At 68.0% G+C, this 25620-nt stretch carries 28 protein-coding genes; 12 read left to right on the plus strand and 16 right to left on the minus strand.

All coding sequences use genetic code 11. The annotated features are described in order from the left end of the window. Positions 1–328: 328 nt before the first annotated feature. Together ACWDOP_RS03265 and ACWDOP_RS03270 are read right to left on the minus strand one after the other, a co-directional pair. Entirely contained in the window at positions 329–1237 is a 909-nt protein-coding gene (locus ACWDOP_RS03265) for a hypothetical protein (protein WP_456343697.1), read from the minus strand. Positions 1238–1305: 68 nt separating this feature from the next. Next, complete coding sequence (locus tag ACWDOP_RS03270) at positions 1306–1824, minus strand: DUF6630 family protein (RefSeq protein WP_456343698.1); 519 nt, start codon at positions 1822–1824, stop codon at positions 1306–1308. Positions 1825–2113: 289 nt separating this feature from the next. Between ACWDOP_RS03270 and ACWDOP_RS03275 the strand changes: the two genes are divergently transcribed. From ACWDOP_RS03275 to ACWDOP_RS03285, 3 genes are all read left to right on the plus strand, one after another. Then, positions 2114–2461, plus strand: a complete 348-nt coding sequence (locus tag ACWDOP_RS03275) for a GntR family transcriptional regulator (protein WP_456343699.1) — start codon at positions 2114–2116, stop codon at positions 2459–2461. Then, the gene (locus ACWDOP_RS03280) at positions 2461–2913 is read left to right on the plus strand and encodes a hypothetical protein (RefSeq protein ID WP_456343700.1); all 453 of its coding nucleotides are present in this window, start codon (positions 2461–2463) and stop codon (positions 2911–2913) included. Before ACWDOP_RS03275 ends, ACWDOP_RS03280 begins: the two co-directional genes overlap by 1 nt. A 186-nt stretch (positions 2914–3099) precedes the next feature. Beyond that, positions 3100–3303, plus strand: coding sequence for a hypothetical protein (locus ACWDOP_RS03285; protein WP_456343701.1), 204 nt, complete (start codon positions 3100–3102; stop codon positions 3301–3303). 96 nt (positions 3304–3399) lie between these two features. Here ACWDOP_RS03285 and ACWDOP_RS03290 read toward each other — a convergent pair whose 3' ends face one another. Genes ACWDOP_RS03290 through ACWDOP_RS03310 form a run of 5 tightly spaced genes read right to left on the minus strand, consistent with a single transcriptional unit; the run spans position 3400 to position 9125 of the window. Continuing rightward, entirely contained in the window at positions 3400–4827 is a 1428-nt protein-coding gene (locus ACWDOP_RS03290) for an aldehyde dehydrogenase family protein (RefSeq protein ID WP_456343702.1), read from the minus strand. Next, positions 4824–5966, minus strand: a complete 1143-nt coding sequence (locus ACWDOP_RS03295) for an FAD-dependent oxidoreductase (protein WP_456343703.1) — start codon at positions 5964–5966, stop codon at positions 4824–4826. Before ACWDOP_RS03295 ends, ACWDOP_RS03290 begins: the two co-directional genes overlap by 4 nt. Beyond that, the gene (locus ACWDOP_RS03300) at positions 5963–7354 is read right to left on the minus strand and encodes an aldehyde dehydrogenase family protein (protein WP_456343704.1); all 1392 of its coding nucleotides are present in this window, start codon (positions 7352–7354) and stop codon (positions 5963–5965) included. The genes ACWDOP_RS03295 and ACWDOP_RS03300 overlap by 4 nt, the downstream gene beginning before the upstream one ends. Further along, on the minus strand, positions 7351–8646 hold the full coding sequence (locus ACWDOP_RS03305) for an acyl-CoA dehydrogenase family protein (protein WP_456343705.1): 1296 nt from the start codon (positions 8644–8646) through the stop codon (positions 7351–7353). The genes ACWDOP_RS03300 and ACWDOP_RS03305 overlap by 4 nt, the downstream gene beginning before the upstream one ends. Next, complete coding sequence (locus ACWDOP_RS03310) at positions 8643–9125, minus strand: flavin reductase family protein (protein ID WP_456343706.1); 483 nt, start codon at positions 9123–9125, stop codon at positions 8643–8645. Before ACWDOP_RS03310 ends, ACWDOP_RS03305 begins: the two co-directional genes overlap by 4 nt. 149 nt (positions 9126–9274) lie before the next feature. On the opposite strand from ACWDOP_RS03310, the gene ACWDOP_RS03315 reads away from it, so the two are divergent. Continuing rightward, positions 9275–10060, plus strand: a complete 786-nt coding sequence (locus ACWDOP_RS03315; RefSeq protein ID WP_454207010.1) for an IclR family transcriptional regulator — start codon at positions 9275–9277, stop codon at positions 10058–10060. A 6-nt stretch (positions 10061–10066) separates the two neighbouring features. On the opposite strand, the gene ACWDOP_RS03320 is transcribed toward ACWDOP_RS03315, so the two are convergent. Next, positions 10067–10774 (minus strand): hypothetical protein, encoded by a 708-nt coding sequence (locus tag ACWDOP_RS03320; RefSeq protein ID WP_456343707.1) that lies wholly within the window; start codon positions 10772–10774, stop codon positions 10067–10069. Between the two features lie 96 nt (positions 10775–10870). On the opposite strand from ACWDOP_RS03320, the gene ACWDOP_RS03325 reads away from it, so the two are divergent. Beyond that, entirely contained in the window at positions 10871–11752 is an 882-nt protein-coding gene (locus ACWDOP_RS03325) for a poly(ethylene terephthalate) hydrolase family protein (protein ID WP_456343708.1), read from the plus strand. Positions 11753–11813: 61 nt separating this feature from the next. On the opposite strand, the gene ACWDOP_RS03330 is transcribed toward ACWDOP_RS03325, so the two are convergent. Together ACWDOP_RS03330 and ACWDOP_RS03335 are read right to left on the minus strand one after the other, a co-directional pair. Next, entirely contained in the window at positions 11814–12431 is a 618-nt protein-coding gene (locus ACWDOP_RS03330; protein WP_456343709.1) for an isochorismatase family protein, read from the minus strand. An 11-nt stretch (positions 12432–12442) separates the two neighbouring features. Beyond that, a complete protein-coding gene (locus tag ACWDOP_RS03335) occupies positions 12443–13657 on the minus strand; it encodes a CaiB/BaiF CoA transferase family protein (protein ID WP_456343710.1) in 1215 nt (404 codons plus the stop codon). A gap of 124 nt (positions 13658–13781) precedes the next feature. Here ACWDOP_RS03335 and ACWDOP_RS03340 point away from each other — a divergent pair, with 124 nt between their 5' ends. Continuing rightward, complete coding sequence (locus tag ACWDOP_RS03340) at positions 13782–14678, plus strand: hydroxymethylglutaryl-CoA lyase (protein WP_456343711.1); 897 nt, start codon at positions 13782–13784, stop codon at positions 14676–14678. A 555-nt stretch (positions 14679–15233) separates the two neighbouring features. Here ACWDOP_RS03340 and ACWDOP_RS03345 read toward each other — a convergent pair. The 3 genes from ACWDOP_RS03345 to ACWDOP_RS03355 form a co-directional block, all read right to left on the minus strand. After that, the gene (locus ACWDOP_RS03345; protein ID WP_456343712.1) at positions 15234–16703 is read right to left on the minus strand and encodes an MmgE/PrpD family protein; all 1470 of its coding nucleotides are present in this window, start codon (positions 16701–16703) and stop codon (positions 15234–15236) included. 181 nt (positions 16704–16884) lie between these two features. Continuing rightward, positions 16885–17697 (minus strand): cyclase family protein, encoded by an 813-nt coding sequence (locus ACWDOP_RS03350; RefSeq protein WP_456343713.1) that lies wholly within the window; start codon positions 17695–17697, stop codon positions 16885–16887. Next, entirely contained in the window at positions 17694–18881 is a 1188-nt protein-coding gene (locus ACWDOP_RS03355; RefSeq protein WP_456343714.1) for a CaiB/BaiF CoA transferase family protein, read from the minus strand. Before ACWDOP_RS03355 ends, ACWDOP_RS03350 begins: the two co-directional genes overlap by 4 nt. A 140-nt stretch (positions 18882–19021) precedes the next feature. Here ACWDOP_RS03355 and ACWDOP_RS03360 point away from each other — a divergent pair, with 140 nt between their 5' ends. Both ACWDOP_RS03360 and ACWDOP_RS03365 read left to right on the plus strand, forming a co-directional pair. After that, on the plus strand, positions 19022–20506 hold the full coding sequence (locus tag ACWDOP_RS03360) for a dihydroorotase (RefSeq protein ID WP_456343715.1): 1485 nt from the start codon (positions 19022–19024) through the stop codon (positions 20504–20506). A gap of 280 nt (positions 20507–20786) precedes the next feature. Beyond that, positions 20787–21350 carry a hypothetical protein gene (locus tag ACWDOP_RS03365; RefSeq protein WP_456343716.1) on the plus strand — a complete coding sequence of 188 codons (564 nt, stop codon included), beginning with the start codon at positions 20787–20789 and terminating at the stop codon, positions 21348–21350. Positions 21351–21383: 33 nt separating this feature from the next. Here the strand turns inward: ACWDOP_RS03365 and ACWDOP_RS03370 are convergent, their stop codons facing one another. Together ACWDOP_RS03370 and ACWDOP_RS03375 are read right to left on the minus strand one after the other, a co-directional pair. Next, complete coding sequence (locus ACWDOP_RS03370; RefSeq protein WP_456343717.1) at positions 21384–21968, minus strand: GNAT family N-acetyltransferase; 585 nt, start codon at positions 21966–21968, stop codon at positions 21384–21386. 55 nt (positions 21969–22023) lie between these two features. Further along, complete coding sequence (locus tag ACWDOP_RS03375) at positions 22024–22461, minus strand: response regulator (RefSeq protein ID WP_456343718.1); 438 nt, start codon at positions 22459–22461, stop codon at positions 22024–22026. Positions 22462–22799: 338 nt separating this feature from the next. Here ACWDOP_RS03375 and ACWDOP_RS03380 point away from each other — a divergent pair, with 338 nt between their 5' ends. Further along, positions 22800–23027, plus strand: a complete 228-nt coding sequence (locus ACWDOP_RS03380) for a ribbon-helix-helix protein, CopG family (RefSeq protein WP_456343719.1) — start codon at positions 22800–22802, stop codon at positions 23025–23027. Between the two features lie 295 nt (positions 23028–23322). Next, positions 23323–23685, plus strand: a complete 363-nt coding sequence (locus ACWDOP_RS03385; protein ID WP_456343720.1) for an STAS domain-containing protein — start codon at positions 23323–23325, stop codon at positions 23683–23685. Between the two features lie 53 nt (positions 23686–23738). On the opposite strand, the gene ACWDOP_RS03390 is transcribed toward ACWDOP_RS03385, so the two are convergent. Continuing rightward, positions 23739–24398, minus strand: coding sequence for a DUF2247 family protein (locus ACWDOP_RS03390; protein ID WP_456343721.1), 660 nt, complete (start codon positions 24396–24398; stop codon positions 23739–23741). 168 nt (positions 24399–24566) lie between these two features. Between ACWDOP_RS03390 and ACWDOP_RS03395 the strand changes: the two genes are divergently transcribed. Both ACWDOP_RS03395 and ACWDOP_RS03400 read left to right on the plus strand, forming a co-directional pair. Beyond that, positions 24567–25115, plus strand: coding sequence for an SMI1/KNR4 family protein (locus ACWDOP_RS03395; protein ID WP_456343722.1), 549 nt, complete (start codon positions 24567–24569; stop codon positions 25113–25115). Next, positions 25112–25585, plus strand: a complete 474-nt coding sequence (locus ACWDOP_RS03400; protein WP_456343723.1) for a hypothetical protein — start codon at positions 25112–25114, stop codon at positions 25583–25585. The genes ACWDOP_RS03395 and ACWDOP_RS03400 overlap by 4 nt, the downstream gene beginning before the upstream one ends. Positions 25586–25620: the final 35 nt, after the last annotated feature.

Genomic DNA, 25620 nt, shown 5'->3' on the forward strand with positions numbered 1-25620 from the left:
CAGTGCGATTTCGACCGCGCTGTACGACATCGAAATCCTGGTTCATCCGACGCCACGGAACCTCTCCTGCCAACCCTCGTGCCGCTGCTCGCCACTCAGGCCCGCTCGGCCTTGATCCGATCGGCCATGTCAGCGAACGCGTCGATCACGAAGGTCGGCGGTACACCATCGGGTCAATATCAGTGGTGCGGACCGTCAGCCAGTCCATGGTGGGTCCCATCTCGACCGAGATGAAACGCAGCGAACACAGCATCTTACGATTTCCCGCAATACGGGGACCGGTCGACTTGTCGATGTGGGCGGCCAGTTAGCGGACTTGAACAGTGCGTCAGGTTGATTCCGCTCGGCTGGTGGCATATTCAGGGAACCGTTCGCGTAGCGCGATGTCGAAGGCTGTTGCCCGCTCGAGCGAGTCGAACCTGTCGAACAGGTCGCCGCGCAGATACCAAGCCATCAGGTCCGCCGCCTCTGCGGCATGTTCGTGCAGTACGCAGTGGATCACGATCATCCGCAAAAGGTAGGCGTTTGGGCTCGGTCGATAGCCGACCATTATCGAAGGTTGGATCTGTTTGGCCAGGTGGATGAGCTTGGGAAGGCTGTCGCGGTGCGAGAGCCATTCACCGACGGGGCCGTGCAGGCAGCTCATCACCCATTGCGCCGCCTTCGGGACATCCGTCTCATCGCCGAGACCGTTGTCCTGGTCGCCGAGGTCCGCTGGGCCGTGCCAGCCAGCTCTGATGTGGTCTGCGAAGATCGTCAACTCGAGCAGACCGCGGCCGGAACCACCGAAGTCCGGATAGTTGTCAGTCAGCCACGCCGATTCCGCAAGCCCACGGACCACCTCACCAACTTCGATCGAGATCAAGCTCGCATACGCTGACATGCCCACCCAAGATTTGATGGGTGAGAACAGACAGTCGACTGCGATGGTCAGCCCGGGAACGGGAGACGACCTGGCGAACCAGATACTTTCGTCTTCGAACTCCGGCAGGTCACCACCATCGAGGTGAGGGGACAACACGAAGCCTTGCTCGGCCAACAACGGACCGAGTTCATGCGCAATCACCGTCTTGTAGTGATTGATACTGCCGCTCAACGTATCCCGCTCTCCCGCCCACTGCGATGCGGTGCGATGCCGCAACGACACTCCGACCGTAACCAAACGTACTGACATGCCGTTTACAAGGCCGTTCGCACCGGTCAGGCCACGGCCGGCCGAGCGCACTGATCTGCCCATCACATGGCGTTCACGCCGGGGGACAGGTGAGCTGATAGTGCGGCCGATCGCTGTCGATCCCGGGTGAGTCACGGCATCGGTGAACCCGACCGATGTACATGCACCTGTGCCTCTGCCCGTGTGGCGAGTTCCAGGAACCGCTCGACCTTGTCGCTGTTCAGGAATCCGAGAGTGTAGCCATCGCCATCGACATAGATCCCGATCAGGGAAACTCCGAGTTCCAGACACCGATCGGCCAAGGGCCACAAGAAGTCCTGGAGATCGCTCGAATCCCACTCCCGGACATTGCTCCAGTCCCACCAATCCCAGGTCAACCCGGGCGGATAGGTGGGAAGTTCGCGCAGCCAGTCGCGGATTTCATCCGGGTACGACTTCCAGTCGCAGTAGATCAGGGCGCTGCGGAACGGCTCACCGTCCTCGTCGAATCCGTGGAGGGAGTCGACGAGGACCTCTTCGGGGGTGAAGTAGTCTTCGCCTTCGGCGTCCGCGAGTAGCTGTTCCAATCGTGCACGCGCCGAATCCGCTTCGGGTGCAAGCAGTTCGACGATTCCCACCAGCGCGGCGCGCTGTTCCTCCTCGATGATCATGGTCCGGAATCTAGTCGGACACACGGACATGCCGCTGACCGCTCGGATCTGGACTGACCGACGGGGACCTCACACCTTTGACGGACATCCGAATCAGCTGCCCCACCGTGGTGTTCGCTCCCACCGACTTGCTGGCGACGAAACGCTCTCCAACGGTCTTCAGTGCCGGACCGCGATCGAAACTCTGCGAGATGGCCGCGGGCGTGGTTGAAAGTTCTTGTGAATAGGTATATCTCGTAACCTTCCTCCACGACGCAGCCGCGGTAATGGTGCTACTTTCATTGGCACCATGCTGTGGTACATCGATCAAACCTCCAGGCTGCCGCTTCACGAGCAGATCGCGGCATGCGTCCGGCGCGCGGTGGCCAGTGGAGAGTTGGCGATCAACGAAATGCTGCCACCCGCAGCCGAATTGGCGCTCGCGCTCTCGGTGGACCGCAACACCGTGCTCGCGGCCTACCGGCGGCTCCGAGCCGAGGGAGTCGTGGATTTCCGGCGAGGGCGCGGGGTCCGTGTGACCGCGGCCGCTCCGAGGACGGCGCCGGTGGAGCAGGCTGCCCGCCACTTGATCGAGACGGCCCGGGCGAACGGATACAGCAGGGCCGAGGTGCTCGGCTTGATCGAGGAGTTGATGTAGTGCCCGCCGCCACGGTTTACACCTGCCGGGTCACCAACTGGCCGACCTTGTGGATGACCATCGTCTCCGCGCTCGTATCAATTCTCGCCGCTCTCCTGATACCCGGAACCTGGTTCGGCGTGTTGGGTACCGTGCTGTGGGTGCTCGCTGTCGCGATCACGATGGTGCAGTCGAGTCAGCGCGTGAGTACGGGCTCTGCCGGGGTGAGCGTGAACCTGGGGATTCTCGGCGTCCCCCGTGTGGTCATCGCCCGCCCGGACATCGCCGAGCTCGAGAGCGTCCATCTGACGGGCTGGGAGTCGAGCGGCCTGTTCTGGACGCCGAAACGCGGATGGATGCTCACCCCGAACGAGGGCCCCGCGTTGCGGCTGCGATCAACCAGTGGTCGACGGATCACGGTGTCGGTGAAGGATCCCGCCGCCGCGGCCTGGGCATTGGGTATCGCACCCTGACCGTTGGTCGACACGTGATAGCGCATCACCGCGAGACCACGCTCGCGGGCGAATCCGAAGTCATCGCCCGGCCCGCGCGGTGGCGCCGAATCTATCGGCGCATACTGCCCGAGTCGGATTTACAGGTGGTTGCCCGGTACACGGTGGTCGTGATCGAACGGGGAGCCCCATGATGAGGGGACGCGGGTGCACGAAGAAGACCCCGACCAGGCCCAAGCCAGGATCTTCCTGGCCGATCTCGAACGACACGCACGCGTGCTGCTTCAGCGTCGCGCTCAACTACATACCGCGGCTGTGGATCCAGCGCTCGACACCGAACTCCGGCAGATCCAGCGCCAGATCCGCAACATCCGGCACCGCTTCCCGTCTCTGGCACCGCCGGGGAACTGAGCCGGGGGCGCACGTCCACCAACCTCGAATGCCCTGCGGCAACGAATCCGACCCGGCCACAGCGGGTGGCGGTCGAGCGGGAAAGCCGGCGGTGACCTACACGCGCTGGGTCGGGTAGGCGCGGGCGGGCATGCCGGGGCCGCCGGGGCGGAAGGCCGCGGGGGCGTGGATCACGGTGGGCTGGACGTATTCGCGCAGGCCCTCGTGGGCGTACTCGCGGCCGAAGCCGCTGCGTTTCGTGCCGCCGAAGGGGGCGCGCAGGGACATGCCGGTGCGGTTGTGGGTGTTGACGAAGGTGAAGCCCGCCTGGAGGTCGGCCGCCACCTCGAAAGCTCGGTCCTCGTCGGCGGACCAGACCGAGGCGGCCAGGCCGAGGTCGGAATCGTTGGCGCGCAGGACCGCCTCGTCCTCGGAGTCGTAGGTGAGCAGGGGGACCAGGGGGCCGAACTGTTCGCCAGTGACCAGGGCGGCGTCGTCCGGCAGGTCCAGCGCGAGAGCGGGGGTCAGGAAGTAGCCGGGGCCGGCCTCGGGGGCTACGGCCAGCGGAATCATCCGGCCGCCGCGGCGGCGGCTGTCGGCGATCAGGTCCGTGAGGCGTTCGACTGCCGCGCGATTCACCAGCGGGCCCATGGTGACTCGTTCGTCCAGGGGGTCGCCGACGACCAGGATGCGCCGGGCGGCAGCCAGATACGAGTCGAGGAACTCGTCGCGGCGTGCGCGGGGCACGTAGAGGCGCTTGGCAGCCATGCACACCTGGCCCGCCGTGGCGAACGACGCCAGCACGAGGCGTTCGTAATCGTCGGGGGTGAGCGCGAAGTCGTGCAGGAACAGCGCGGGGTCGTTGCCGCCGAGCTCGAGGGTGACCGGGGTGAGCGCGGCCCCTGCGGCGGCGGCGATGCTGCGCCCGGCGGCCTCGCCACCGGTGAAGGCGACCTTGGCCACGAGCGGGTGGGCCACGAGCGCGGTGACGGTGTCGGGGCCGCCGTGAATCACCTGGATGCCGGGTAGCAGCGCGGCGACCGCCGTGATCGCGAGCGGCGCGAAGGGGGAAGGCTTGAGCACCACGGTGTTTCCGGCGGCCAGGGCCGGGCCGAGTTTGAGCACGGCCAGGATGATGGGCGCGTTCCACGGGGTGATGGCGGCGACGACGCCGAACGGCGCGGGAGTGGTGGTGAGACGACCCAGCCCATCCCGCACGACCGAGCCCGCCAGCACGGCGGGCGCGTTGTCGCGGACCCAGCGCAGATACAGTGCCGCGAAGCCGATTTCGCCCCGGCAGTCCACAATCGGTTTGCCGCTCTCGCGCGCCAGCAGCGTGGCCAGTTCGCCCGCGCGGGCCTCGAGCGCGTCGGCGGCCGCACCGAGCGCGGCCAGCCGGTCGGGCAGTGGAACCCGGGACCATTCGAGGAAGTCCCGATGTGCCTGGGCCACTACGAGATCCACGGCCGCGGGCGGGCAGACCGGGACCGAGCCGACGATTTCGGCGGGCCGGGCCGGGTTCTCCCGGATGACGCGCGGGCTCATCGTTCGGCCTCTAGCGAATCGAGCAGGCAGGCGCGACGCAGATACGCGCGGGTGGCCACCGGATCGGCGGCTAGTTCCCGCACGTGCGTGCGGAAGTCGTCGCTCGCACCGCGCAGTCGTTGCCAATTGGCGTGACTGGACCGCTGCACGTGGTCGACCGCGACCCGCCGCCGATGCTCGGCCGCGACATCGAGGCCGGACTCGGGCCCACCGTGCAGCACATCGGCCAGCGCGTCGCCCAGCCGTACCGCGTCGTGGATGCCGCTGTTCATGCCCAGGCCGCCGAGCGGATTGTTGACATGCGCCGCGTCGCCCATGAGCAGCACCCGGCCGACCCGGAAGTGATCGGTCACCCGCTGGTGCACGCGGTACAGGGAGGCGTGCAGCAGTCGCCAGGGCCGTCCCAGATCGGCGACCTCGGTCAAACGGCTTGGCAGCCGCGACAATTCGGCCTCGTCCGCGCTGTCCGCCGCGGTCGGCAGCAGCACCCGCCAGTGCTGCGGGGTGCGCAGCAGGACCAGCCATTCGACGGGGTCGAACACGTAGTTGATCGGGGCGATGCCGGGCAGCGCGGCGGTGAGGTCCTCCTCGACCGAGGCGACCAGGAACCGTTCGGGGTAGGTGCTGCCCTCGAATCGGGCGCCCAGGCCGTGCCGGACCGCTGAATGCGCGCCGTCCGCGCCGATGACCCAGTCCGCGTGCACGGGTCCGCGTGCGGTGTGCAGGATGACTCGTTCGTCACCGCGGAACAGTCCCTCCACGGCGTGGTCGAATCGCACCCGCCCGCCGAGCCTTTCGAGCGCGTCGAGCAGGATCGGCGTGAGTCTGCTCTGTTCGCATTGCACGCGGAACGGATACGGGGTGTCCGCGGCCAGTAGACCGAGGTCGAGGGTGGCGAGTTCGCCGCCGTTCCGTTCGCGGTACTGGAACGTGGACGCCACGATTCCCTTGTCCAGCAGGGGCTTCAGCACGCCCAGCGCGTCGAGCATCTCGAGCGTGGGTGGATGGAAGGTCGACGCCCGGGATTCGGCGGCCAGCTCCGTGCCGGCCTCCAGGACCGTTACCTCGATCCCGCGCCGGGCCAGGGTCAGGGCCGCGGTGAGCCCGACCGGTCCGGCGCCCACGACCACGACGCTCATGAGGTGTGCAGGGCGAAGCGGCCCTCGACGCCGACGACCCGTGCGCCGGTGAACAGGCGCAGCGTCTCGGCGGTGCCTTCTTCACCGAGACCGGAGATACCCCACGCCGGGCGCGGCGTCATGAGATGCAGACTCATGATCGACGAGCCGTTGACCTTCACCTCTCCGGCCCGAATCCGCTGCGCCACAGCCACGGCCGCGTCCTCGTCGCCACCACAGACATATCCCTCGAGTCCGTAGGGCAGCGCGTTGGCGTGCGCGACGGCCTCGTCCACCGAGTCATAGGTGCGCACGCCCGCGACCGGTCCGAACACCTCCTCCAGCAGATCGTCCGCGAGCAGGGTGGGCGCGAAGTAGTTGCCTCCCTCGGGTACCGAACCGAACGACCGGGCCTCCCGGCCGGACACCGCCGCGCGCACCGCCGCCAGATGCCGCGAGTGCACCAGCGGCCCGAATTCGGTCGCGGGATCCAGCGGAGCGCCGATGCGTAAGTCGGACAGGCGTTTCCCTATCGCGTCGAGTAGTTCCGGTGCTCGACCGGCGGGCAGGATGAGCCTGCCCAGGGCGCGGCACCACTGGCCGTTGAGCGTGGTGAGCAGCTCCGCCGCCATCCGGGCCGCGATGTCGGTGTCGGCGTCGGGCAGGACCAGCAGCGGATTGTTGCCGCCGAGTTCGAGCTGACACGGGCGCAGCAGCGGCGCCGAGGCGATCGCCACGGCCCGGCCCCCGGCCAATCCGCCGGTGAACGACACCGCCTTGATCCGCGCGTCCCCGGCCAGCTGCGCGCCGGTCTCCGCGCCGCCGTGCACGAGCTGGAACATGCCGGGCGGCACGTGCTCGGCGATCACCTCGGCCAGCACCACCGAACTGTACGGCGCGAGTTCACTGACCTTGAGGATGACGGGACAGCCCGCCGCCAGGGCGTTGGCGACCTTGTGGGCGGCCATCGGGGCAGGCGCGTTCCACGGGGTCAGGCACAGCGCGGGCCCCAATGGCAGTCGATGCACCTGAACGCCATCGATATCCGCGCGCAGCGCACCCGACCGCAGCTGCGCCGCGGCCAGCCGGAAGGATCCGGACACGATCACGCCTAGCGGAGCGACCTGCGTGATGGGCACACCCGTGGCGTACGAGTCCAGTTCGCTGATCCGGCCCAGTCGGGCGTCGAGGCCGTCCGCGATGGCTTCGAGGGTGTCGGGACCGATGGAACCCGTTGCTCGCGCCGCGACGGACAGCGCTCGCTCGATTCGGTCCGGCGCGGTCGCGACCGCCCGGGACACCTGCGCGCCGGTGGCGGGATCCTCCAGCGCCACACCGAGATCCACTGTGGGCGTGCCCCATTCGCCGTCGACGAGTTCGCGGACGTCGGGTAGCTCCACCCCCGTCATCGCGTCACCTGCGGAGCGGATTGCTGTGCCGTCTGCGGTGCGGTGGTGAACAACTCGTTGGCTGTGGCGTCGGTGACGATGCGAGCGACCTCGAGCATGCCGCGCTCGGCCGGAAAGGTCATCACCAATCCCATCGCCAGGTCGCGCAGCGCCCGCCCGGCGGACCCGTCCATGGAGGCCGCGGAGGTGCCGCCGGCCTTGAGCGCGCCGATCGCGACCTGGAAACAGGCTTCGGTGACCGCCCCCTTGCCCAGCCGCCACTGGGTGAAGACCTCCTGCTTGGGTTTGATCGGCGTCTCGGCGGTCTCGATGGCGAGCTGATAGCGCAGCCACAGGTAGGCGGTGCGCAGATTCTTGGTCATCTCGCCGATCAGCACCTGGTGCACGGGGGAGGAGGCGATCGGTTCGCCGGTGTCGGCGAACGTCTTGCGGGTCGTCGCGGCCAGGGTGTCGTCGTACACCTGCTGCGCGCAGCCCGCGTAGACCGCGGCGATGGCGAGCTGATTGCCGACGAAACTGCCCCGGCTCATGGTGAGCATCTTGGTGAACGCGCCCGGTATCGCCAGCGCCTCGTCGTCGGCGATGTGCACGTTCTCGAGCCGGATGCCGTTGTTGGCGGTGGCGCGCATGCCGAGTCCGTCCCAGGGTGCGCGCACGCTCACCCCGGCGGCGTCGCGGGGGACGAAGAAGGTCGCCAGGCCCTCGGCCGTGTCGTAGCCTTCCAGCTTGGCCGAGGTCAGGTAGTAGTCGGCGACGCCGGTCGCGCAGCCGAAAGACTTCTCCCCGTTGAGAATCCAGCCGCCGGGCACCTTGCGGGCGGTGGTGGCGATGGTGATGTTGGCCTTGGCCGTCTTGACCGATTCCGAGGCGAAGTTGGCCAGCCAGACTCCGTCCGCCATCCGGCGCAGGACCTTCTCGGCGAACGCGCGCACCACCGGGACCTCGTCGTCGGCGAAGAGCCCGGCGTCGATGGCTTCCAGGGGGAGCAGGCCGCGCGAGGCGCTGGTGTTGTGGAAGAAGTAGGCCAGCGCCGTCGACGGGCACGCGGTGCCCATGGCAAAGGTCGCCGCGGCGAGATCGCGCAGCGTGCCGCCGAGGCCGCCGAATTTCTCCGGCACCACCAGTCCGAGCAAGCCCGCGTCGCGCAGTAGCACGACGTGGGCGGGCGGGAAGGTGGCGGTGCGGTCGGCCTCGGCCGCAGCGGCGCGCAGGGCGGGCAGAATCGATTCGACACGATGCGCGCGTTCGAGTTCCGCGGCGGTCATGTCTTCGACGAGTCGTTCGCCGATCATCGGGCAATCCCCTCGTAGTAGGTGCGGTCGTGATAGATGAGCGGGGGAGCGGGGCGGGGGACTGCGGCATCGCGGACCAGGCCCAGCACGATGGTGTGGTCACCGGCGGGATGGCGGGCGGCGACCTCGCAGTCGACCCAGGCCACGGCGTCGGCGAGGACCGGGGCGCCCGTGCACGCCGAACGCCAGCGGCCCACCGCGAATCGGTCCCCTCCGGTGGCCGGTCCGGCGAAGCGGCGGCCGATGGCCCCGTGGTCGTGGCCGAGCACGTTGATCGCGAAAACACCGCTGTCGCCGATCAATCGGCAGGTGGTGCCGTTCGAGGCCAGGCATACCGAGACGAGCGGGGGATCCAGGGCCACACTGGTGAAGGAACTGGCGGTCATGCCGTGCCGGGCGCCGTCGCCGTGCAGGGTGGTGACGACGGCGACTCCGGTCGCCCACTGGGCGAGGACCGGGCGGAGGTCTGTCGAGTCCACGTCTCCTCCGTTTCGATAGTGGAAACGCTGTTACGCACAACGTAACGCCCGTGGTGACGTGGTGCAAGTGAACGAACCGGAAATCCCGTGCGCGACCGGACCGAGCGGGTCGTTTCCCATTGGGAAATCCCGTGCCCTAAGCTGGAGCCGTGTCGGACAACGAGGCCGAGAACCAGAGTCGCTCCATCGCCGCGGTCGAGCGAGCCATGGACGTGTTGTTGCTGTTCGGGCGTAGCGGGCGGGCCGATCTCGGCGTCACCGAGATCGCCAACGAGCTGGGGCTGACCAAGGCCGCGGTGCATCGCATCCTCACCGCGCTGCGCAACCGCGAACTCATCGCGCTCGAGCCGACCACCCGGCGCTACGCCCTCGGGCACGCCGCCATCGCGCTGGGGCGCGCGTACCTCGCCCGCACCGACCTGCGCGTCATGGCCGCGCCGGAACTGCGCAGGCTGGCCGCCGCGACCGGGGAGACCGCGACCCTCTCGATTCGCCGCGGCGACACCCGCATGTACGTGGATCAGGTTGTGCCGGAACAGGAATTGCGCATGGAGGTGGTGCTGGGCGTGCCGTATCCGCTGCACGCCGGCAGTTCCTCGAAGGCGATCCTGGCGGCGCTGCGCAAGGAAGAGATCGACGAGTACCTCGAACGTCACGAGTTGACCCCGTTCACCGAATCGACCATCACCACCCCGCGCAAACTGCGCGCCGAACTCGCCTCGGTGCGCAAGCAGGGCTACTCGATCTCGCTGGGGGAGCGGCAAATCGGCGCGGCCTCGGTGGCGGCGCCGATCCTCGACCACGACGGCGGCGTCATCGGCGCGATCAGCGTGTGCGGACCGCTGGCCCGATTCGAGCCGCGTATCCCGGAGTTGGTGCCGCAGTTACAGAAAGCCGCGGCCGCGCTCTCGGCGCAACTCGGCTACACCGGCTAGTTCTCCTCACAACTGCGCGCCGGGCTTGAACACCCCGAGCGCGGCGGCCGCCAGGACGCTGCCCCAGATCGTCCACACGTAGGGCAGGCAGCCGTCCACGCTGCGGCGCAGGGTCCGCTCGATCCGGTCACTGGACCCCGTGGTGAGTAGTTCGCCGAACGCTGCGCCGAAGGGGCGCAGCGTGATTCGGATGCCGAGGCCGGCCGCGATCGCGGCGGTGTAGAGCAGTATCTTGGCGCCGAGCCACTTCGGGTTGGTGGTCACCCCGAACGGTTCGGCCGCGAGCAGGGCGTATCCGCCCGCACCGCCGATGCCCGCGATGACGAGCCCGCGGATGACGAGATCGGCGCGATACACCGTGGCGATGCGGCCGTGGGTGCGATGTGCGATCACGGTGAGTGCCAGCCAAATCGCGCTGAACACCCAGATCGCGGCCACCGACCAGCCGGGAAACAGGGCGACCCCGAACAGCTCCGCACCGTGCGGCGCGGTGGCCATGAGGGTCACCCCGCTCGGCAGGAACAGCACCAGGCAGATCTTGGGGGCCAGATCCAGCCCGCTCATGATGTTCAGCGCCGTGACCCGGGCCGCCGCATCGAGTTTCGGATCGATCACGAACCGGCTGGAGTAGAAGACGCCCAGGTCTCCACCCAGCCAGAACACGAACAACACCAGGTGCAGCAGGATCAACCAGCCGTAGGGGTGCGGTCCCATTCGAGCTCCCTGTTCTCTTCTGCGAAACGCTGTTTCGGAGTACGCTCCCGACAGTCTCACATCGAAACACTGTTTCCACAAACGAAACGGGATCCCATGCGCACCCTGCTGGCGTCCGCCCTGTCCCTGCTCTTTCTCACCGCCGCGCCGGTCCATGCCGATCCGGGTGTCACCCGGGAGGAAACCCGCGTCGGGCTCGACGCGGCCACGGTCTGGTATCCGGCGAACGCCGGCCGTCGCCTGCCGGTGGCGCTGATGCTGCCCGGCGCGAACATGCGCCGCGAGTACTACTCCCGATTCGCTTCCGCCGTAGCCGATTACGGCTTCGTGGTGGTGATTCCCGAGCGCTATCCGATGCCCGGGTACAGCCTGCCCAGCGAGCAGTCGATCACCGATGTGGTGGGCTGGGCGCGCGAGCGCGCCGCGGACCCGGGATCGCGGGTCGGGGGCGTCGTCGACCCGGAGACCCTGGTCGTGGCCGGGCACTCCTACGGCGGGGCGGCGGCGCTGTACGCGGCCGCGGACCGCTGCCAGATGCCCTTCTGCTTCGGGGTGTCCTATCGGCATCCGCCGCAGCTCAAGGCCATCGTCGGGCACGGCACCAACACGACCATCGGACCGGTCGTCGATGTGGTCGCGGTGCACGGGATTCCGGTGCTCTACATCAACGGCACCGAGGACTCGGTGAGTGAACCCGCCGAAGCGCACGAGAGTTTCACGAAACTCACCGGCGCCCCGACCACCGCTTTCGTGAATCTGCTGGGCGCCAATCACTTCGGGCTGGCCGATGAGGACAACCCGCCCGGGGCGGCGCCCGACGCCCACCCCGGCACCGCCCCGCGCGAGCAGACCGTCGCGGCGGCCGCGCGCTGGACGGCGCAGTGGTTCCTGGCGCAGCTGGGCGATCCGGCGGCCCGGGCGTTCGTCTACGACAGTGGACGGCGCACCGATGCCGCGGTGCGCGTCGAAATGCCCTGAGACCTACGCGGTTTCCACCCGGCCGGCGCCGCCCGACTACGGCGGTGCCGGCCGGCGCGGTTCACAGCAGCAGTTCCCGGGCCTGCTTCACGTCGATGACGTCTGCGTACTTTGCCCCGAGGTCGAACAGGTTCGCCTCGTGCAGCCGCGGGTCCCGATCACCGCAGGCGTCGGCCACCACCTGCGGCCGGAAACCGTGCTGGAGCGCGTCCACCGCGGTGGCGCGCACGCACCCGCTGGTGGTGAGCCCGGTGATGATCAGGGTGTCGATGCCCGCGGCGGTGAGGTTCGCGGCCAGCGGCGTGCCGAAGAAGGCACTCGGGTACTGCTTGACGATGACCGAATCACCTTCGCGCGGTGCGGGTTCGGCGAGGAAGTCGCCCAGCGGGTTGCCCTCCTCGAAGACGGCCAGGGTCGGCACCTTCTGCCGGAACAGGCCGCCCTCGCTCGTTCCGGGGCGGTAGCTGACCCGGGTGAACACCACCGGATACCCACCCGCGCGCGCGTAGTCCACGACCAGCGCGGCCGCGCGCACCGCGTCCTGCACCGGGGCACGCAGCGGCGAGGTGTCGTCGAGATAGGCCGCGCAGACGTCGATGACCAGGACCGCCGGGCGCACCCCGGCGCCCAGTGGGGTGCCGTAACCGGCCCGGCGGGCGTCCTCGTGTAGATCGGACATGCGAAATCCCCTCAGATGACGCCGGTTTCGGCGAGCTTGGCCAATTGGTCGGCGTCCAGACCCAGTAGTTCGCCGTAGACCGCGGCGTTGTGCTCACCGAGTGCGGGACCGGCGTGCCGGACTCGGCCCGGGGTCGCGCTGAGTTTGGGAAACACGTTCTGCATGGGCAGTTCGCCCAGTTCGGGATGGGCGACCCGCACGATCGCCTCGCGCGCGGCGAAGTGCGGATCGGCGAACATGTCGCGCGCGGTATAGATCCGGCCCGCGGGGACCCCGCCCTCGTGCAGCTTCGCCAGCAGCGGCTCGGCGTCGTGTCCGGCGGTCCAGGCGCTGATCAGATCATCGAGTTCGGTCATGCGCGCCCCGCGTGCGGTGTGGCTGCTGTAGCGCTCGTCCACGGCCAGCTCGGGGCGGTTCATGAGCTCGCTCAGCCGGGCGAACACGGTGTCCTGATTGGCGGCGATGAGCACCATCTCCCCGTCGGCGGTGGGATACACGTTGCTGGGCGCGACATTCGGCAGCACCGAACCGGTGCGCTCGCGCTGATATCCGGTGAGCGCGTATTCGGGCAGCAGTGATTCCATCATGGCCAGCACGGCCTCGTAGATGGCGGAGTCGACCACCTGTCCCTGCCCGGTCTTCTCCCGGTGGTGCACGGCGGCGAGGGTGCCGATGGTGGCGAAGACGGCGGCGAGCGAATCGCCGATCGAGATGCCGGTGCGCGCGGGGCGATGGCCGGAATCGCCGGTGGTGTACCGGATTCCGCCCATGGCCTCGCCGATGGAGCCGTATCCGGCGCGCGGGGCGTAGGGGCCGGTCTGGCCGTAGCCGGTGACCCGGACCATGATCAGTTCGGGATTGCCCTCGCGCAGCCGGTCGTAACCCAGGCCCCAGCGCTCCATGGTGCCGGGGCGGAAGTTCTCGATCACGATGTCGGCCTGGGCGATGAGTTCGCGCGCGAGCCGCTGACCTTCGGGGTCGCGCAGGTTGCAGGTGACCGACTTCTTGTTGCGCGCCACCACCGGCCACCACAGCGAGGCGCCGTTCGACTGCTCACGTCCCCACTGCCGCATGGGATCTCCGGTGCCGGGGGATTCGAGTTTGATCACCTCCGCGCCGAAGTCGCCGAGCAGTTGTGCGCAGAAGGGACCGGCCAGCAGCTGGCCCATCTCGACCACGCGCAGATCGGCCAGCGCGCCGACCCCGGGGGTTGCTTCGGCTGTCATGCGGCCACTCCGTTTCGTTGTGCGCCCGATGCTCGCGCGCCGGGCGCCCGAGAACGGTAGGGTGAAAGTGGATACACTGTATCCCTGAGAGAAACGGCGCGGCAAGGTGAGAGAAGGTGTGCCCGTGGACATCACGGTGCTCGAGGTGGCCCCACGCGACGGCCTGCAGAACGAACCGGAGATCGTTCCCACACAGCGCAAGATCGAGTTGATCGAGCGTTCCATCGCGGCGGGCCTGCGCCGGATCGAGGCCGTGAGCTTCGTGAATCCGAAGGCGGTGCCGCAGATGGCCGACGCCGAGGCGGTCATGGCCGGGGTGCCGCGACCGGCCGATGTCTCCTATATCGGACTGGTCTTCAACGAGCGCGGCCTCGATCGCGCTCTCGCGGCGGGCGTGCACGAGATCAATGTCGTGGTGGTGGCGACCGATACGTTCAGCCGCCGCAATCAGGGCTGTTCGACGGCCGAGGGGGTGCGGCGCTGGCACGGCCTGGCGCGGCGGGCCGCGGAGTCGGGCCTGCTCCGGACCGTCACCATCGCCGCGGCTTTCGGTTGCCCGTTCGAGGGCGAGGTGCCCGAGGCGACCGTGCTGGATCTGGTGCGCCGGGTAGCCGAGGCCGGGCCGCAGGAGATCGCGCTGGCCGACACGATCGGCGTCGGCACGCCCGACCGGGTGCAGACGCTGGTGGCCGCCACCGCCGCGCTGGCGCCCGACGCTGTGGTGCGGTGCCATTTCCACAACACGCGCAATACCGGGTACGCCAACGCCTTCGCGGCTGTCGGGGCAGGCGCGCGGGTGCTGGACGCGAGTACGGGCGGTATCGGCGGGTGTCCCTTCGCGCCGGCCGCGACCGGCAATATCGCGACCGAGGATCTGCTCTACGGGCTGCATCGGATGGGGTATCGCACCGGGGTGGGGATGGACGAGGTCGCCGAGACCGGGCGGTGGCTCGGGACGGTGCTGGGTGCTCCGGTGCCGGCGTTGCTGGGTCGGTCTGGAGGCTTCCCGGGCCCGGTATGAACGGTGGCCGAAGGGCCTCACTCGCAGCGCTCGGCCCCACGCCCGCTCGGCGCTGCGGTGGTTCGCCTGTTCGGCCCTGTGCCCACTCGCACGCTCCGCCCGCACGGCTGCCACCGCGACGCCGCGTTACGCCCGCCAGCCCGAGCATGTCGACAGGCACGCCATTCGTCGAACCCGCCGTCACCGTCGGCCGGGCGTCGGGCGGGTTTGGCCACCAGGTCGTTTCGGCGGCCATGTCCAGGATGTCCAGCGGGGCGTGCGATGGCTCGTGATGCTCGAGGTCGGCGGCCGCGGCGAAGGAGGACACGCTGAAACGCTCGCGCGCATACGTGCGGTCACGGTCTCGGTGAAGCGACCGGACATGACGTGCAGGGGCGGTCCGCGAGACAGCTGCACCCCGGTCGAAGCCGCGGTCGGTCGGCGGGCCTGCGCGCGGCTGCTGAAACTCGGAACTTCCTCGCTGCACTCGGCCCCGGGCGTTCTTGGCATCTCACCCTGTGAGCTCGGTGTTCAACTGCCATAGCAGACCGGCCGCACCACTTCCTTCCGTTCGCATCAGGCGCAGGGGATCTGCCTCGGCTCGGTACCGGATGCTGTGCCCCCGAGCGGTTCGATGGCGCCGCGCAGCGGATCGAGCAATTGTCGCAGGTCCTTGATTTCCGCCGTGTCGTAGACGATTCGAGCAATGGCCTCCGCGTCGTCCGCGGACAGCGAGCGGGCGGCGTTGAGCCGGAACTTGGTGGCCAGTTCTGTGGCCGACAGCGGATTGCCGGGGCCGCCGCGGTTGACGTCCACTCGTTCGGTGAGCACCCGCCCGTCTCGGAGCTCGGCGGTGAGGACGGCGGGGAACTGGTGCGGGAAGATGTTGTCGCAGTGGGGATCCGGCACGCAATCGACTCTCGCGGCCAGGGCGAGCCGGTGCGGATCGCGGGCCGCCGCGTCGGTGAAATCCTCGTGGAAGAGCCCGAGCCCGCCACCGCCGATGAGGGCGGCGGCGACCGTGTACGGGCCGGAGAACGCGGCGTGATAGCCCGATTCTGGTGCGCGTTTGTCCGCCGCGGGCTCGCCGATCGTGCGCAGGACCGGGGTGGGTGCGCCGAGGGTGAGGCGTTCCACCTGCTCGGCGGTGACGCCCCGGGCGCGCAGGCGCAGGGCCGCATCGACGCCTGCGTGCGTGAAGTGGTTGCAGGGGTAGGGCTTGAAGAACACTCCGGGCAGCTCCCAGTCCGTTCCCAAACCCTCGGTGACGCTCTCGGCGCGTGCCTGGTCACCGCAGAACGCCTGCAGCAGCCCGAACCGGCCCTCGATGACCGTGGGCGGGCCGGTCAGCCCGTGCCGCGCCAGCTCCGCGGCGGTCACCGCGGCGTGCGCTGCCCAGCCGCAGTGGATCCGTTTCACGGTGCCTCCGGTCCGATTGGCCTCGAGCAGTCCCGAACCCATGCTGGACGCGATGCCGAGCGCGTGCGCGACGCGGGGCGCGTCGAGACCGGCCAGCAGCGCGGCAGCGGCGGCTCCGCCGAGCGCACCGCAGATCGCGGTGGCGTGGAGGCCGCGTTCGAAGAAGACCGAGTTCCCGAGTCGCTCGTCGTAACCGGCCATGCCGACGCGGACGGTGATCTCCACCCCGACCGCGATGGCATCCAGTAGCGCGCCGCCGGTCGCGCCGACCGCTTCGGCGACCGCGAGGGCGGCCGGCACCACCGTAGCCGACGGATGCAGCACCGATGGCAAGTGGGTGTCGTCGAAATCCATTGCGTGGGCAAGTGTTCCGCCGAGCAGTGCCGCGCTCGCGGTGGGTATCCGATCGGGGAGGCCGAGCGCGGTGGACATCGGGCGGCCGCCCCATTCGGTGACAACGGCGCGCATCGCGGCGGCGGCCGGGGTGGACTGCGCCGCGAGGCTGTTGCCGAGGACGTCCAGCAGCCGGCGAGCGGCGTCGGCGCGCAGGGTGGTCCCCACGCCGCCGGGGCGGCGAGCGGCGACGGTGAATTCCGCCAGCTGCTGCACGATTGTGGGGGCGGTCATGGGGTCACCGCCACGAGGGGGCGTACCGGGGAGGCTGTGCCGCCGAATGTGCGTAGTGGCGCCGGCGCGACAACGATCGTGGGGACGCTCATGGGGTCACCGCCGCGAGCGGTGCGCATCGGGGATCCTGTGCGGCCGAGGGTGCGCAGTGGCGCTGGCGGGGAAGCGATCGTGGGAGCGGTCATCGGGTCACCGCCGCGAGCGGGCGCACCGGAGAGCCCGTGCCGCCGACGATGCGCAACGGTGCGAGCACGAACGCGAACTCGTGAATACCTTTCTCCGCCAGCTGTTCCAGGTCCAAGTGCTCCATGATGTAGATGCCGGACTCGACCAGCAGTACCCGATGCACCGGCAGCACGCTGTGTCCTGCGCCAGGGGCGAGGCGTTCGTAGGCGGTGGTGTCGGCGCCGGTGGCGACGACGCCGTGGGTGGCAAGCCAGTGTGCGGCTTCCACACCCACCCCGGGCACGCCGGAGGCCGCGCCCAGATAGGTTGCCGGGTCGCCATAGTGGCGTGCCCATCCCGTGCGGATCAGGACCACGTCACCGGGTTCGAGCGGAAGGTTGCGTGTCGCGCGCTCGAGATCGGCGACGGTGATCTCGTAACCGCCGGGCAGGATGTCCACGCCGTGTGCGGCGGCGATGTCGAGAAGTACTCCCCGGCACAGCATTCCGGGAAGCTTCTCGGCCCCGTGCGCGGCGAAGCTCCCGCCGCGCTGCGCCTCGGCCGCGTCGATGTCCCCGTGTAGCCTGCCGTTCTGGCTGACGTGGCTGAGGGCGTCGATGTGAGTGCCGACGTGGCCGCCGGTCACGATGATCTCGCTGGCCGCCGATCCGCCGTCCGGGCGTACGGTGTCGCCGTGCCTGCGCGCCAGCGACATTCGGAAGCCGGGATGGTTGGGGGAGCAGGGCATGCCGGTGAAGTAGGGCCGTCCGAGTTCGATCAGTCGCACGCCGCCGCGCACCAGTTCCACCAGTGGGTCGCGGGTGGTCATCGGATCACCCCCGCCGTACGCAGGCGGTCGAGTTCCGCGGCGTCGACGCCGTATGCGCCCAGGACCTCGGCGGTGTGCGCGCCCAGCGGCGGTCCCGTCCAGCGAATGCGGCCCGGGGTCTCCGAGAGCCGGAACAGGATGTTCTGCATGCGTATCGGTCCCAATTCGTCGTCGTGGAGTTCGGCGATGGTGCCCAGCGCCCGGAACTGCGGGTCGGCCAGGACGTCGGCGGCGGTGTAGACCGGCGCGACGGCGGCTTCGGCGGCCTCGAACTCGCGCAGGACCGTCGCGGTGTCGCGCTGGGCGATCCACGCCCCGACGGCGGCGTCGAGTTCCTCTGCGTGCCGGGCTCTTTCGGCGCCGCTGGCGAACCAGGGCTGTTCGGTCAGGTCGGGGCGTCCGACCAACCGCAGCACCCGTTCGGCGATGGCTTGCGCGCTGGTGGACACCGCGACCCAGCCGTCGTCGGCGGTGCGATAGATGTTGCGCGGGGCGTTGTTGCTCGAGCGGTTGCCCATACGCGGTTGCAGTTCGCCGAGCTGGTCGTAGGCGATCAGCTGGGGGCCGAGCAGGGTCAGGATCGGTTCGATGATGGCCATGTCGATCTGCTGGCCGCGGCCGGTGGCATCGCGGGCGCGCAGCGCGGTCATGATCGCGAATGCGGTTGTGAGGGCGGTGATTCCGTCCGCGAGACCGAACGGCGGCAGGGTGGGCGGGCCGTCGGGTTCGCCGGTGACAGCCGCGAACCCGCTCATGGCCTCGGCGAGCGTGCCGAAGCCTGGGCGCTGCGCGTAGGGACCGATCTGGCCGAAACCGGTGACGCGGGCCAGCACCACGCGCGGATTGATCTCGCACAGCCGGTCGTAGCCCAGGCCCCAGCGTTCGAGGGTGCCGGGCCGGAAGTTCTCGATCACCACGTCGGCCTCGGCGACCATGCGCCGGAAGATCTCCTGACCGTCGAACGCGCCCAGGTACAGGGTGACCGATTTCTTGCCGCGCCCCAGCATCTTCCACCAGAGTCCGACCCCCTCGCGTTGCGCGCCGTGGCTGCGCACCGGATCCCCGCCGGGATGCTCGATCTTGACCACCTCCGCGCCGAAATCGGCCAGCAGCGTCGCCGCGAGTGGCCCGGCGAACAGGGTCGCCACATCAAGCACCCGGATCCCGGACAGCGGTCCGTCCATCGCGCACTCCCTCTCGTTCTCCCCGTGTTTCGCTTGGCGAAACGCATATGTGTTGGGAGGCATTGACTATCAGCGGATAGTACTGCCATGATCGCCGCATTGGTAAGAGTGTTTCCCAGAGAGAAACTGGAGTCGATGCCATGCCGGCAACAGACCTGCTGATTCGCGGCGCCCGCGTGGTGCGGCCGGGCAGCACCTCCGCCGAACTCCCCGAACCCATGGACATCGCGGTCACCGACGGCCGGATCGCCGACGTCGGCCCCAACCTGGCGACCGGGGGCGCGCGCCGAGTGGTCGAGGCCGACGGCCGCCTGGCGTTTCCCGGCGTCGTCGATGCCCACCAACATTGGGGGATCTATCAGGAGCTGTCCGCCGACACCGAGAGCGAAAGCCGGGCCTGCGCGCAGGGCGGGGTGACCACCGCCCTGACCTACCTGCGCACCGGCCGCTACTACCTGAACCGCGGCGGGCCGTACCGCGACTTCGTGCCCGAGGCGCTGAACCGCATGGACGGCCGGGCGTTCGTGGACCATGCCCTGCACCTGGCCCCGATGACGGCCGAGCACATCGCCGAAATACCGTCGCTGGTCCGCGATTTCGGCGTGACGTCGTTCAAGGTCTTCATGTTCTACGGCGGCCACGGCCTGCACGGGCGCTCCGACGATCAGGCCGACTTCCTGATGATCGGCCCCGACGAGCGTTACGACGTCGCGCATTTCGAGTTCGTGATGCGCGCGATCGCCGAGGCGCGCAGAGTCCTGGGCAACGGCCTGTCGCTTTCGCTGCACTGCGAGACCGCCGAGATCATGGCCGCCTACACGGCGCTGGTCGAACGCGAGGGCGTGCTCACCGGCCTGCGCGCCTACAGCGCGTCCCGCCCACCGCATTCCGAGGGTTTGGCGATCACCACGGCTGCCTACCTGGCCCACGAAACGGGCCTGGCCAACATCAACCTGCTCCACCTGTCCTCCGCGAAGGCGGTCGAGGCGGCGCTGACCATGGCAACGGCGTTCCCGCACATCGACTTCCGGCGCGAGGTCACCATCGGCCATCTGCTGGCCGATGTCGACACCGCGCACGGTCTGGGCGGCAAGGTGAACCCGCCGTTGCGGGAGCGCGCCGACGTCGAGGCGCTGTGGCGGCACCTGCTGGCCGGCGAAATCGACTGGGTGGTCAGCGATCACGCCTGCTGCCGCGCGGAACAGAAGTTCGGCCCCGACCCGGACGACGTGTTCACCGCCAAGTCTGGCTTCGGCGGCGCGGAGTACCTGCTTCCCGGCCTGGTGGGGGAGGCTCGCAAACGCGGGCTGCCGATGTCCCGCGTAGCGGAACTGACGTCCCGGAATCCCGCCCGCCGCTACGGGTTACACGGAAAGGGTGATCTCGCCCCCGGCTACGACGCGGACATCGTGCTGGTGGATCCGGATGCGCACTGGACGGTCCGCGCCGCCGATTCCGAGTCCGCCCAGGAGTACACGCCGTTCGAAGGGTTCGAGATGACGGCTCGGGTCACGGACGTGTTCCTGCGCGGGGAACAGGTGTGCTCGGACGGGCGGGTGCAGGGCGATCCACGCGGGCGGTACCTGCGTCGATCACCCGATACCGCGTCTTCCCCCGGGCCGTAATTCGAGTGCTCGTATGCGCCGCTGGTAACCCACCACACCGCGCTTGCGCCCCATGGGACTTGGTGACCCGGCTGCCCCGTTGACGCAGCAGCGTCGGCCGATGGGGGAGCGACACCGCTGTCTCGGGACGCTGTGTACTGGCGGCGGGTCCGAGTGGAACCCCGCCGGATTGGTGGCGAAGGTTGTCGAGCATCATGTCCACATCGGATTCGCTGGCACCTGGCAGGCACAAGCCGTGAAACCGGCTTATTGTCAAGCCAATCTAGGGTCAGGAGTCCTGATGCGAAGCACCGGTTCAGTCGCTGTCGCGGCGGCCGTGATCACCCTCGCGTTCGCTGTGGGTGCGTGTGGCGAGAAGTCGAGCGATACCAACGCGGGGACCCCGGCGAACTCCACACCTATCGCGCCGGTCACGACGACCGCGGCGTCGAATCCCACGCAGCCCGTACAGGCGAACAAGTGGGAGACTTTCGGTTCGCCGACCGGCAATATCGCCTGCCAGATCTCTGCCGGCTTTGACACAACCCCAGCGAGTGTGCGCTGCGAACTCTTGCAGATTTCCTTCACCCCGCCACCGTTTCCCGCCCGGTGCTACCAAGACGGGGAACCGGTGCCCGGCAGCAGGCTTTATGGCCGGGTCGTCTATTTCTCCACCGAGGAGAAGCCTGGATTCACGTGCGGGGCAAGCGATACCATCGGCGGCGCTGCGAACATGAAGGTCCTGGAATACGGTTCGTCGACCACCTTCGCGGGGTTCACCTGCACCAGCACCCCGGCGGGGATTCGGTGCGAGCGCGGGGCCCAGTACTTCCGGATCGCCAGCGACTCCTATGAATTCGGCTGAGTAATCGACCAGGTTGCGTCTCCTGATCACTCCTTACTCTGCCCAGTCGGCTCGGTGGAGTTCGTACTCGACCTCGCCGTGTTCGATGCCGGGGAGTGGATCGTCGAAGTGCCGGTGGAAGGTTCGAACGTAGGTGAGGCCGGCCTTTTCCATGACCCGTCGAGAGGCAGTGTTGACGGCCATGGTCTGGGCCCAGACCCGCTCGACGCCGAGTTCGGTGAAGCCCTTTCGGATCAACGCCCGCGCGCCTTCGGTGGCGTATTCGCGGCCCCAGACCGAGGGCGTGAGCCGGTATCCGAGTTCTACCTCGGTGACACTGCCGTCCTGCGGTGGTTGCAGGGCCAGCCAGCCCACGAACGCCGCGGTGGATCGTTCGATGACGGCAAAGCGTCCCGCCGGACCCAGTTGGTAGTCGCGCAGGATCCGGGGCAGCACCTCGTGCTCGATCTCGGCTCGCGATGTGGGCTCACGGGTGAGGAACCTCATCACCGCGGGCTCGCTGTCCAGCCGGACCAGATTCTCCACGTCGGCGTCGGTGAACCGACGCAGGACGAGACGGTCGGTCTGCACAAAGACATTCACCGGCAAGGTCCTCCCGACAGCCATGCTGTCGAGCATCGGTCAACACGTCAAACGCTATTCGAACACGACGAGCCCAGAGCCGGCTGCTGCGTCAGAGGTAGTCGGTATCGGTACGTGGGGCATCGTGGTGCAGGCAGGTGTGGATGTGCTCGAGCAGTTCACCGGCGCGGAACGGTTTGGTGAGGTACGCACTCGCGCCCGCGGTGAGGGTGAGGTCGATGAGCTCGGGGTCGCGATCGGTCGACAGGACCATCGTCGGGGTGGGGGCGTAGTGGCCGAGCAGGTCGGTGAGCTCGGCGGGGGAGTGCGCTGCGGGGAGTAGGTCCAGCAGGACCAGGTCCGGATGCCAGTGCTCGACCGCGTCGATGGCGTCGTGGTGGGTCGGCTGGTGGAGGGTGTCGAATCCGGCGGCGGACAGCACCAGCATCGCCATTTCCGCGGCGGCGGCATTCGGCTCGACGACCAGGAGCCGTGCCGTGCCGGAGACGAGGCTGGTGTGGGGCGGGGTGACGGGTCCTGGTCGCTGCATGGTGCGGTAATCCCTACGTGCTGGCCGTGTGCTCGCCGCGGTGAGGCCCGATCAGGGGCTGGAACGGCGAAACTGTCGGTTACCCTGCTCGCCGGTCGTTTGAACCTATGTGGATCAGCTATTGATCAGCAAGTGTGGTGTGAGGAATGTCCCGAGCGCACGGGAACCACTATCTGCGCAGGTAGATGATGATATGCGCGGCGGGGGCGGCTCAACGGACAAGGCCGCAGGCATCGCCTCGGCCTCGGCGCTTCCGATGGGCCGGATACCGGTCATCTCACGAGCTGCCCGAGGCATCCCCAAACCCCGGAGAGTATGACCCACGGTTTGATGACCGTATGGCGAAAGAGAAGATCACCGTCACCCTAGATACAGGTGTGCTCGCCGATGTCACCGCCGACGCCGAACGCGCGGGCCTGACCCGCTCGGAAATGGTGGAAATCGCGCTGCGCAACGAGCACTTGCGTCGCCAACTCCACGCCTACACCACCCACACCGTGTCCGCTTCGGACATCGACGCCTACGCCGCCCGCGTGCACACCGCCAACCGGGCCGCGGGCCTCTGATCACCCTTGGGGACATCTTCACCCGCGCCGAACCCGCCCGGCACTCTGCTACCCGAACTCGTGCAATGGCTTCCGGCCGCCGCACTGGGCACACGGATCGGCCACATTGGCGGCCACACATCGGCACGCGCTCGCACCACCGCCACCGCCCTCATCGCCGAATAGGCTCTCGAGCCCGCTCGGTCAACAGGGTAGAGGTGGACGGGGCCAACCGTGGTCGAGCCGCTCCGGCGTCGACACCTAGTTGTGCCCTTCGACGGTCGGTGGGCGCGCGGGCCCGGCGTTAGGGTGAGCTATGGGTGGTCAGGAACATCGAGCCTTCACCCGCTCGCCGGTACGAATCGTCACCCGCACGTGCGCGGATGATGTGTTCGTCGAACTCGGCGGCGAGATGGACTTCGTCGCGGCCGACGCACTGGGCCAGGCGCTCGACGGTGCGTGCGACCGCGCGGTCCCTGGCGGGCGGGTCCTGGTGGACCTGAGCGGGATCACTTACTTCGGTGCCGCGGCGATGAACGCCATCGAGCACGCCTACCAGTGGTGCCACGCACACGACATCGAGCTCACCGTGTGCGGGACACCACCCGGAGTCACCCGGCACCTGCGGCTGGCGGGATTGGCGCACTGCCTGCCCAGCCAGAGCAGGGGCCGCTCATGATCGACTGACGACCACGCTGCCAATGATCTTGTCGGCGAGGTCCGTCGGGGTCGTCACGATCGCCGGTGCGGGCGCGGCATCGAGCGCCAGAACATCTCGGCGACGGCCGCCGGTTCTGGCGGGCGGAACCGCACGGCTGACGCCGGATCATCGAATCTCTCAGAATCCGCCGGAGAACCCAAACCTACTGAGTCGATCCCTTGCGCTGACTTCGAGGATCGGCGCAAGTAGTGGTAGCGATTCTTGTCCAAGTACTGTTGCCAGCGCTGTTCAAGGCCGGATATCCCGGGCGTTCCACCAGCCGGGGGCGGTGTGAAGGTCGCGAAGTCACCAACTTCCTCCGGGTAGCCGAAGTCCGCGTAGATGAGGTCCACAGCCTTGAACGGCTCTTCGAAGTGATCCCGGTTCTGATGCACCCATGCCAGCGCCAAGTAGGTCCAGACTCGTTCTTCATGGACGGCGAGCTGATCCATGAAGTCAGGGACGCGATCCAGCTCGTCGGACAGCAGTAGCGAGATGTCCTCGATGATATCCATCCGCTCCCGATCGGGAACAACGCTCGTCAACGATAGAGCCACAACATCTTTCGCAGTTATCCAGCGATACCGATACCCGTAGCACAACTCATTCGGCGTCAACTTCGCCCATACGGAAATGAACGATGCGGGAATATTGAACCTCACCGAGGCACTATCGTCGTCGAGTTCGTACACGACTTGAAAGGTACCCGTTGAGGCGCACCTCGTGGTTGTACATGGTGAGCTGGGCGCGGTAGACGCTTGTGACCCGTTGCTGCCGGGTCGATAGCTGATGCCGAATCCCTTCCGGTTCGTGTGGGTCAAGATAGTCGCCAAGAATCCGGAGGGCGATACGCTGCGGGGGTGAGTGCGACAGAAAACGCCAAAGAGCTTGTGCGACAGATCTTCGACGGTGCGGTCGCCCAAGGGTATCGCCCCGAATCTGCCCGCGAGGCATCGGACGAAGAGATCGACCGGATGGCGGCGCGCCAGAACGCTGATGACATCCCAGCCGCGTACCGGGAAGTTCTGAGAATCATGGGCAGAAGGGCATCGCTCTGGTTCCAGGGAATGGCTTTCGGCGTGTTTCTCGACGAGGAAGACAAGACCGTCGCCCTGAACTCACTAGAATACGCGAAGACTGACACAGGATTACGCGATCCCACCGGAATGCTGGTGATCGCAGAAGCTGAAGCGAATTTTCTCGTCATCGATGGAGCCGACCTTCACAAGCCAAATCCACCAGTCTGGACGATAACCGACGGCAACGAAGTAAAACTTGCGGCCGCCTCGGTGACCGACTGGTTCAATGGCAGAGCCGAGAGGCTGTTGGAATTCAAGATGACCCTCGTCAAGTGGCGGGCCAGCGGGCGCCCTGATCTCCTACGGGAGAGAGAGTTCCGGTGGGAATGAACACCGCGCGTGGACGACCGTTCGCCGAAGCGAGGCCATGGCAACGTGACCAGGAAGAACAAAAGACGCACATGACATCGGAAGACATCGCGCCCGATCAGGTGCGGGACATCTTCGTAAGGACCTTGGCGCCAGGGACCACCCACATCGCCGCCTTCCCGGACCCGCTCCCGCTGGGGATCCGGATCGCGTTGGCCGCGCCGGAAGGCTCATCGCGCGAGCGGATTCGAGTCCGCGCCGAGCATGACGAGACCGGCTACTACCTGGACTTCTACCAGGAGAGAAATGACGGGGAAACCTCCTCGCACTACCGAATTCGTGAGGACGGCTCGATCACGCCCCTCGAGAATCTCACCCAGGTGCACCAGCACTTCGCCGATCCCGAACAGAACCGGCAAGAGCAGGAACGCATCGCCGCGCACAACAAGCGCGTCATAGCGATCCTGAAGGCGAAGGATTTTTACCTGTGAGTCGACGGAACCACGGACGTCAGAGTTTCCAGGCT

Source organism: Nocardia sp. NPDC003693 (assembly GCF_053981095.1).

What these genes read in the sequence shown, in the direction of transcription:
- ACWDOP_RS03275 (WP_456343699.1), top strand. Translation starts at nt 2,114, where the DNA reads ATGCTGTGGTACATCGATCAAACCTCCAGGCTGCCGCTTCACGAGCAG.
- ACWDOP_RS03320 (WP_456343707.1), bottom strand. Translation starts at nt 10,774, where the DNA reads ATGGGACCGCACCCCTACGGCTGGTTGATCCTGCTGCACCTGGTGTTG.
- ACWDOP_RS03325 (WP_456343708.1), top strand. Translation starts at nt 10,871, where the DNA reads ATGCGCACCCTGCTGGCGTCCGCCCTGTCCCTGCTCTTTCTCACCGCC.
- ACWDOP_RS03300 (WP_456343704.1), bottom strand. Translation starts at nt 7,354, where the DNA reads ATGACGGGGGTGGAGCTACCCGACGTCCGCGAACTCGTCGACGGCGAA.
- ACWDOP_RS03270 (WP_456343698.1), bottom strand. Translation starts at nt 1,824, where the DNA reads ATGATCATCGAGGAGGAACAGCGCGCCGCGCTGGTGGGAATCGTCGAA.
- ACWDOP_RS03295 (WP_456343703.1), bottom strand. Translation starts at nt 5,966, where the DNA reads ATGAGCGTCGTGGTCGTGGGCGCCGGACCGGTCGGGCTCACCGCGGCC.
- ACWDOP_RS03345 (WP_456343712.1), bottom strand. Translation starts at nt 16,703, where the DNA reads ATGACCGCCCCCACAATCGTGCAGCAGCTGGCGGAATTCACCGTCGCC.
- ACWDOP_RS03360 (WP_456343715.1), top strand. Translation starts at nt 19,022, where the DNA reads ATGCCGGCAACAGACCTGCTGATTCGCGGCGCCCGCGTGGTGCGGCCG.
- ACWDOP_RS03375 (WP_456343718.1), bottom strand. Translation starts at nt 22,461, where the DNA reads ATGCAGCGACCAGGACCCGTCACCCCGCCCCACACCAGCCTCGTCTCC.
- ACWDOP_RS03400 (WP_456343723.1), top strand. Translation starts at nt 25,112, where the DNA reads ATGAACACCGCGCGTGGACGACCGTTCGCCGAAGCGAGGCCATGGCAA.
- ACWDOP_RS03330 (WP_456343709.1), bottom strand. Translation starts at nt 12,431, where the DNA reads ATGTCCGATCTACACGAGGACGCCCGCCGGGCCGGTTACGGCACCCCA.
- ACWDOP_RS03385 (WP_456343720.1), top strand. Translation starts at nt 23,323, where the DNA reads ATGGGTGGTCAGGAACATCGAGCCTTCACCCGCTCGCCGGTACGAATC.
- ACWDOP_RS03305 (WP_456343705.1), bottom strand. Translation starts at nt 8,646, where the DNA reads ATGATCGGCGAACGACTCGTCGAAGACATGACCGCCGCGGAACTCGAA.
- ACWDOP_RS03355 (WP_456343714.1), bottom strand. Translation starts at nt 18,881, where the DNA reads ATGGACGGACCGCTGTCCGGGATCCGGGTGCTTGATGTGGCGACCCTG.
- ACWDOP_RS03370 (WP_456343717.1), bottom strand. Translation starts at nt 21,968, where the DNA reads ATGCTCGACAGCATGGCTGTCGGGAGGACCTTGCCGGTGAATGTCTTT.
- ACWDOP_RS03290 (WP_456343702.1), bottom strand. Translation starts at nt 4,827, where the DNA reads ATGAGCCCGCGCGTCATCCGGGAGAACCCGGCCCGGCCCGCCGAAATC.
- ACWDOP_RS03350 (WP_456343713.1), bottom strand. Translation starts at nt 17,697, where the DNA reads ATGACCACCCGCGACCCACTGGTGGAACTGGTGCGCGGCGGCGTGCGA.
- ACWDOP_RS03265 (WP_456343697.1), bottom strand. Translation starts at nt 1,237, where the DNA reads ATGGGCAGATCAGTGCGCTCGGCCGGCCGTGGCCTGACCGGTGCGAAC.
- ACWDOP_RS03380 (WP_456343719.1), top strand. Translation starts at nt 22,800, where the DNA reads ATGGCGAAAGAGAAGATCACCGTCACCCTAGATACAGGTGTGCTCGCC.
- ACWDOP_RS03335 (WP_456343710.1), bottom strand. Translation starts at nt 13,657, where the DNA reads ATGACAGCCGAAGCAACCCCCGGGGTCGGCGCGCTGGCCGATCTGCGC.
- ACWDOP_RS03365 (WP_456343716.1), top strand. Translation starts at nt 20,787, where the DNA reads ATGCGAAGCACCGGTTCAGTCGCTGTCGCGGCGGCCGTGATCACCCTC.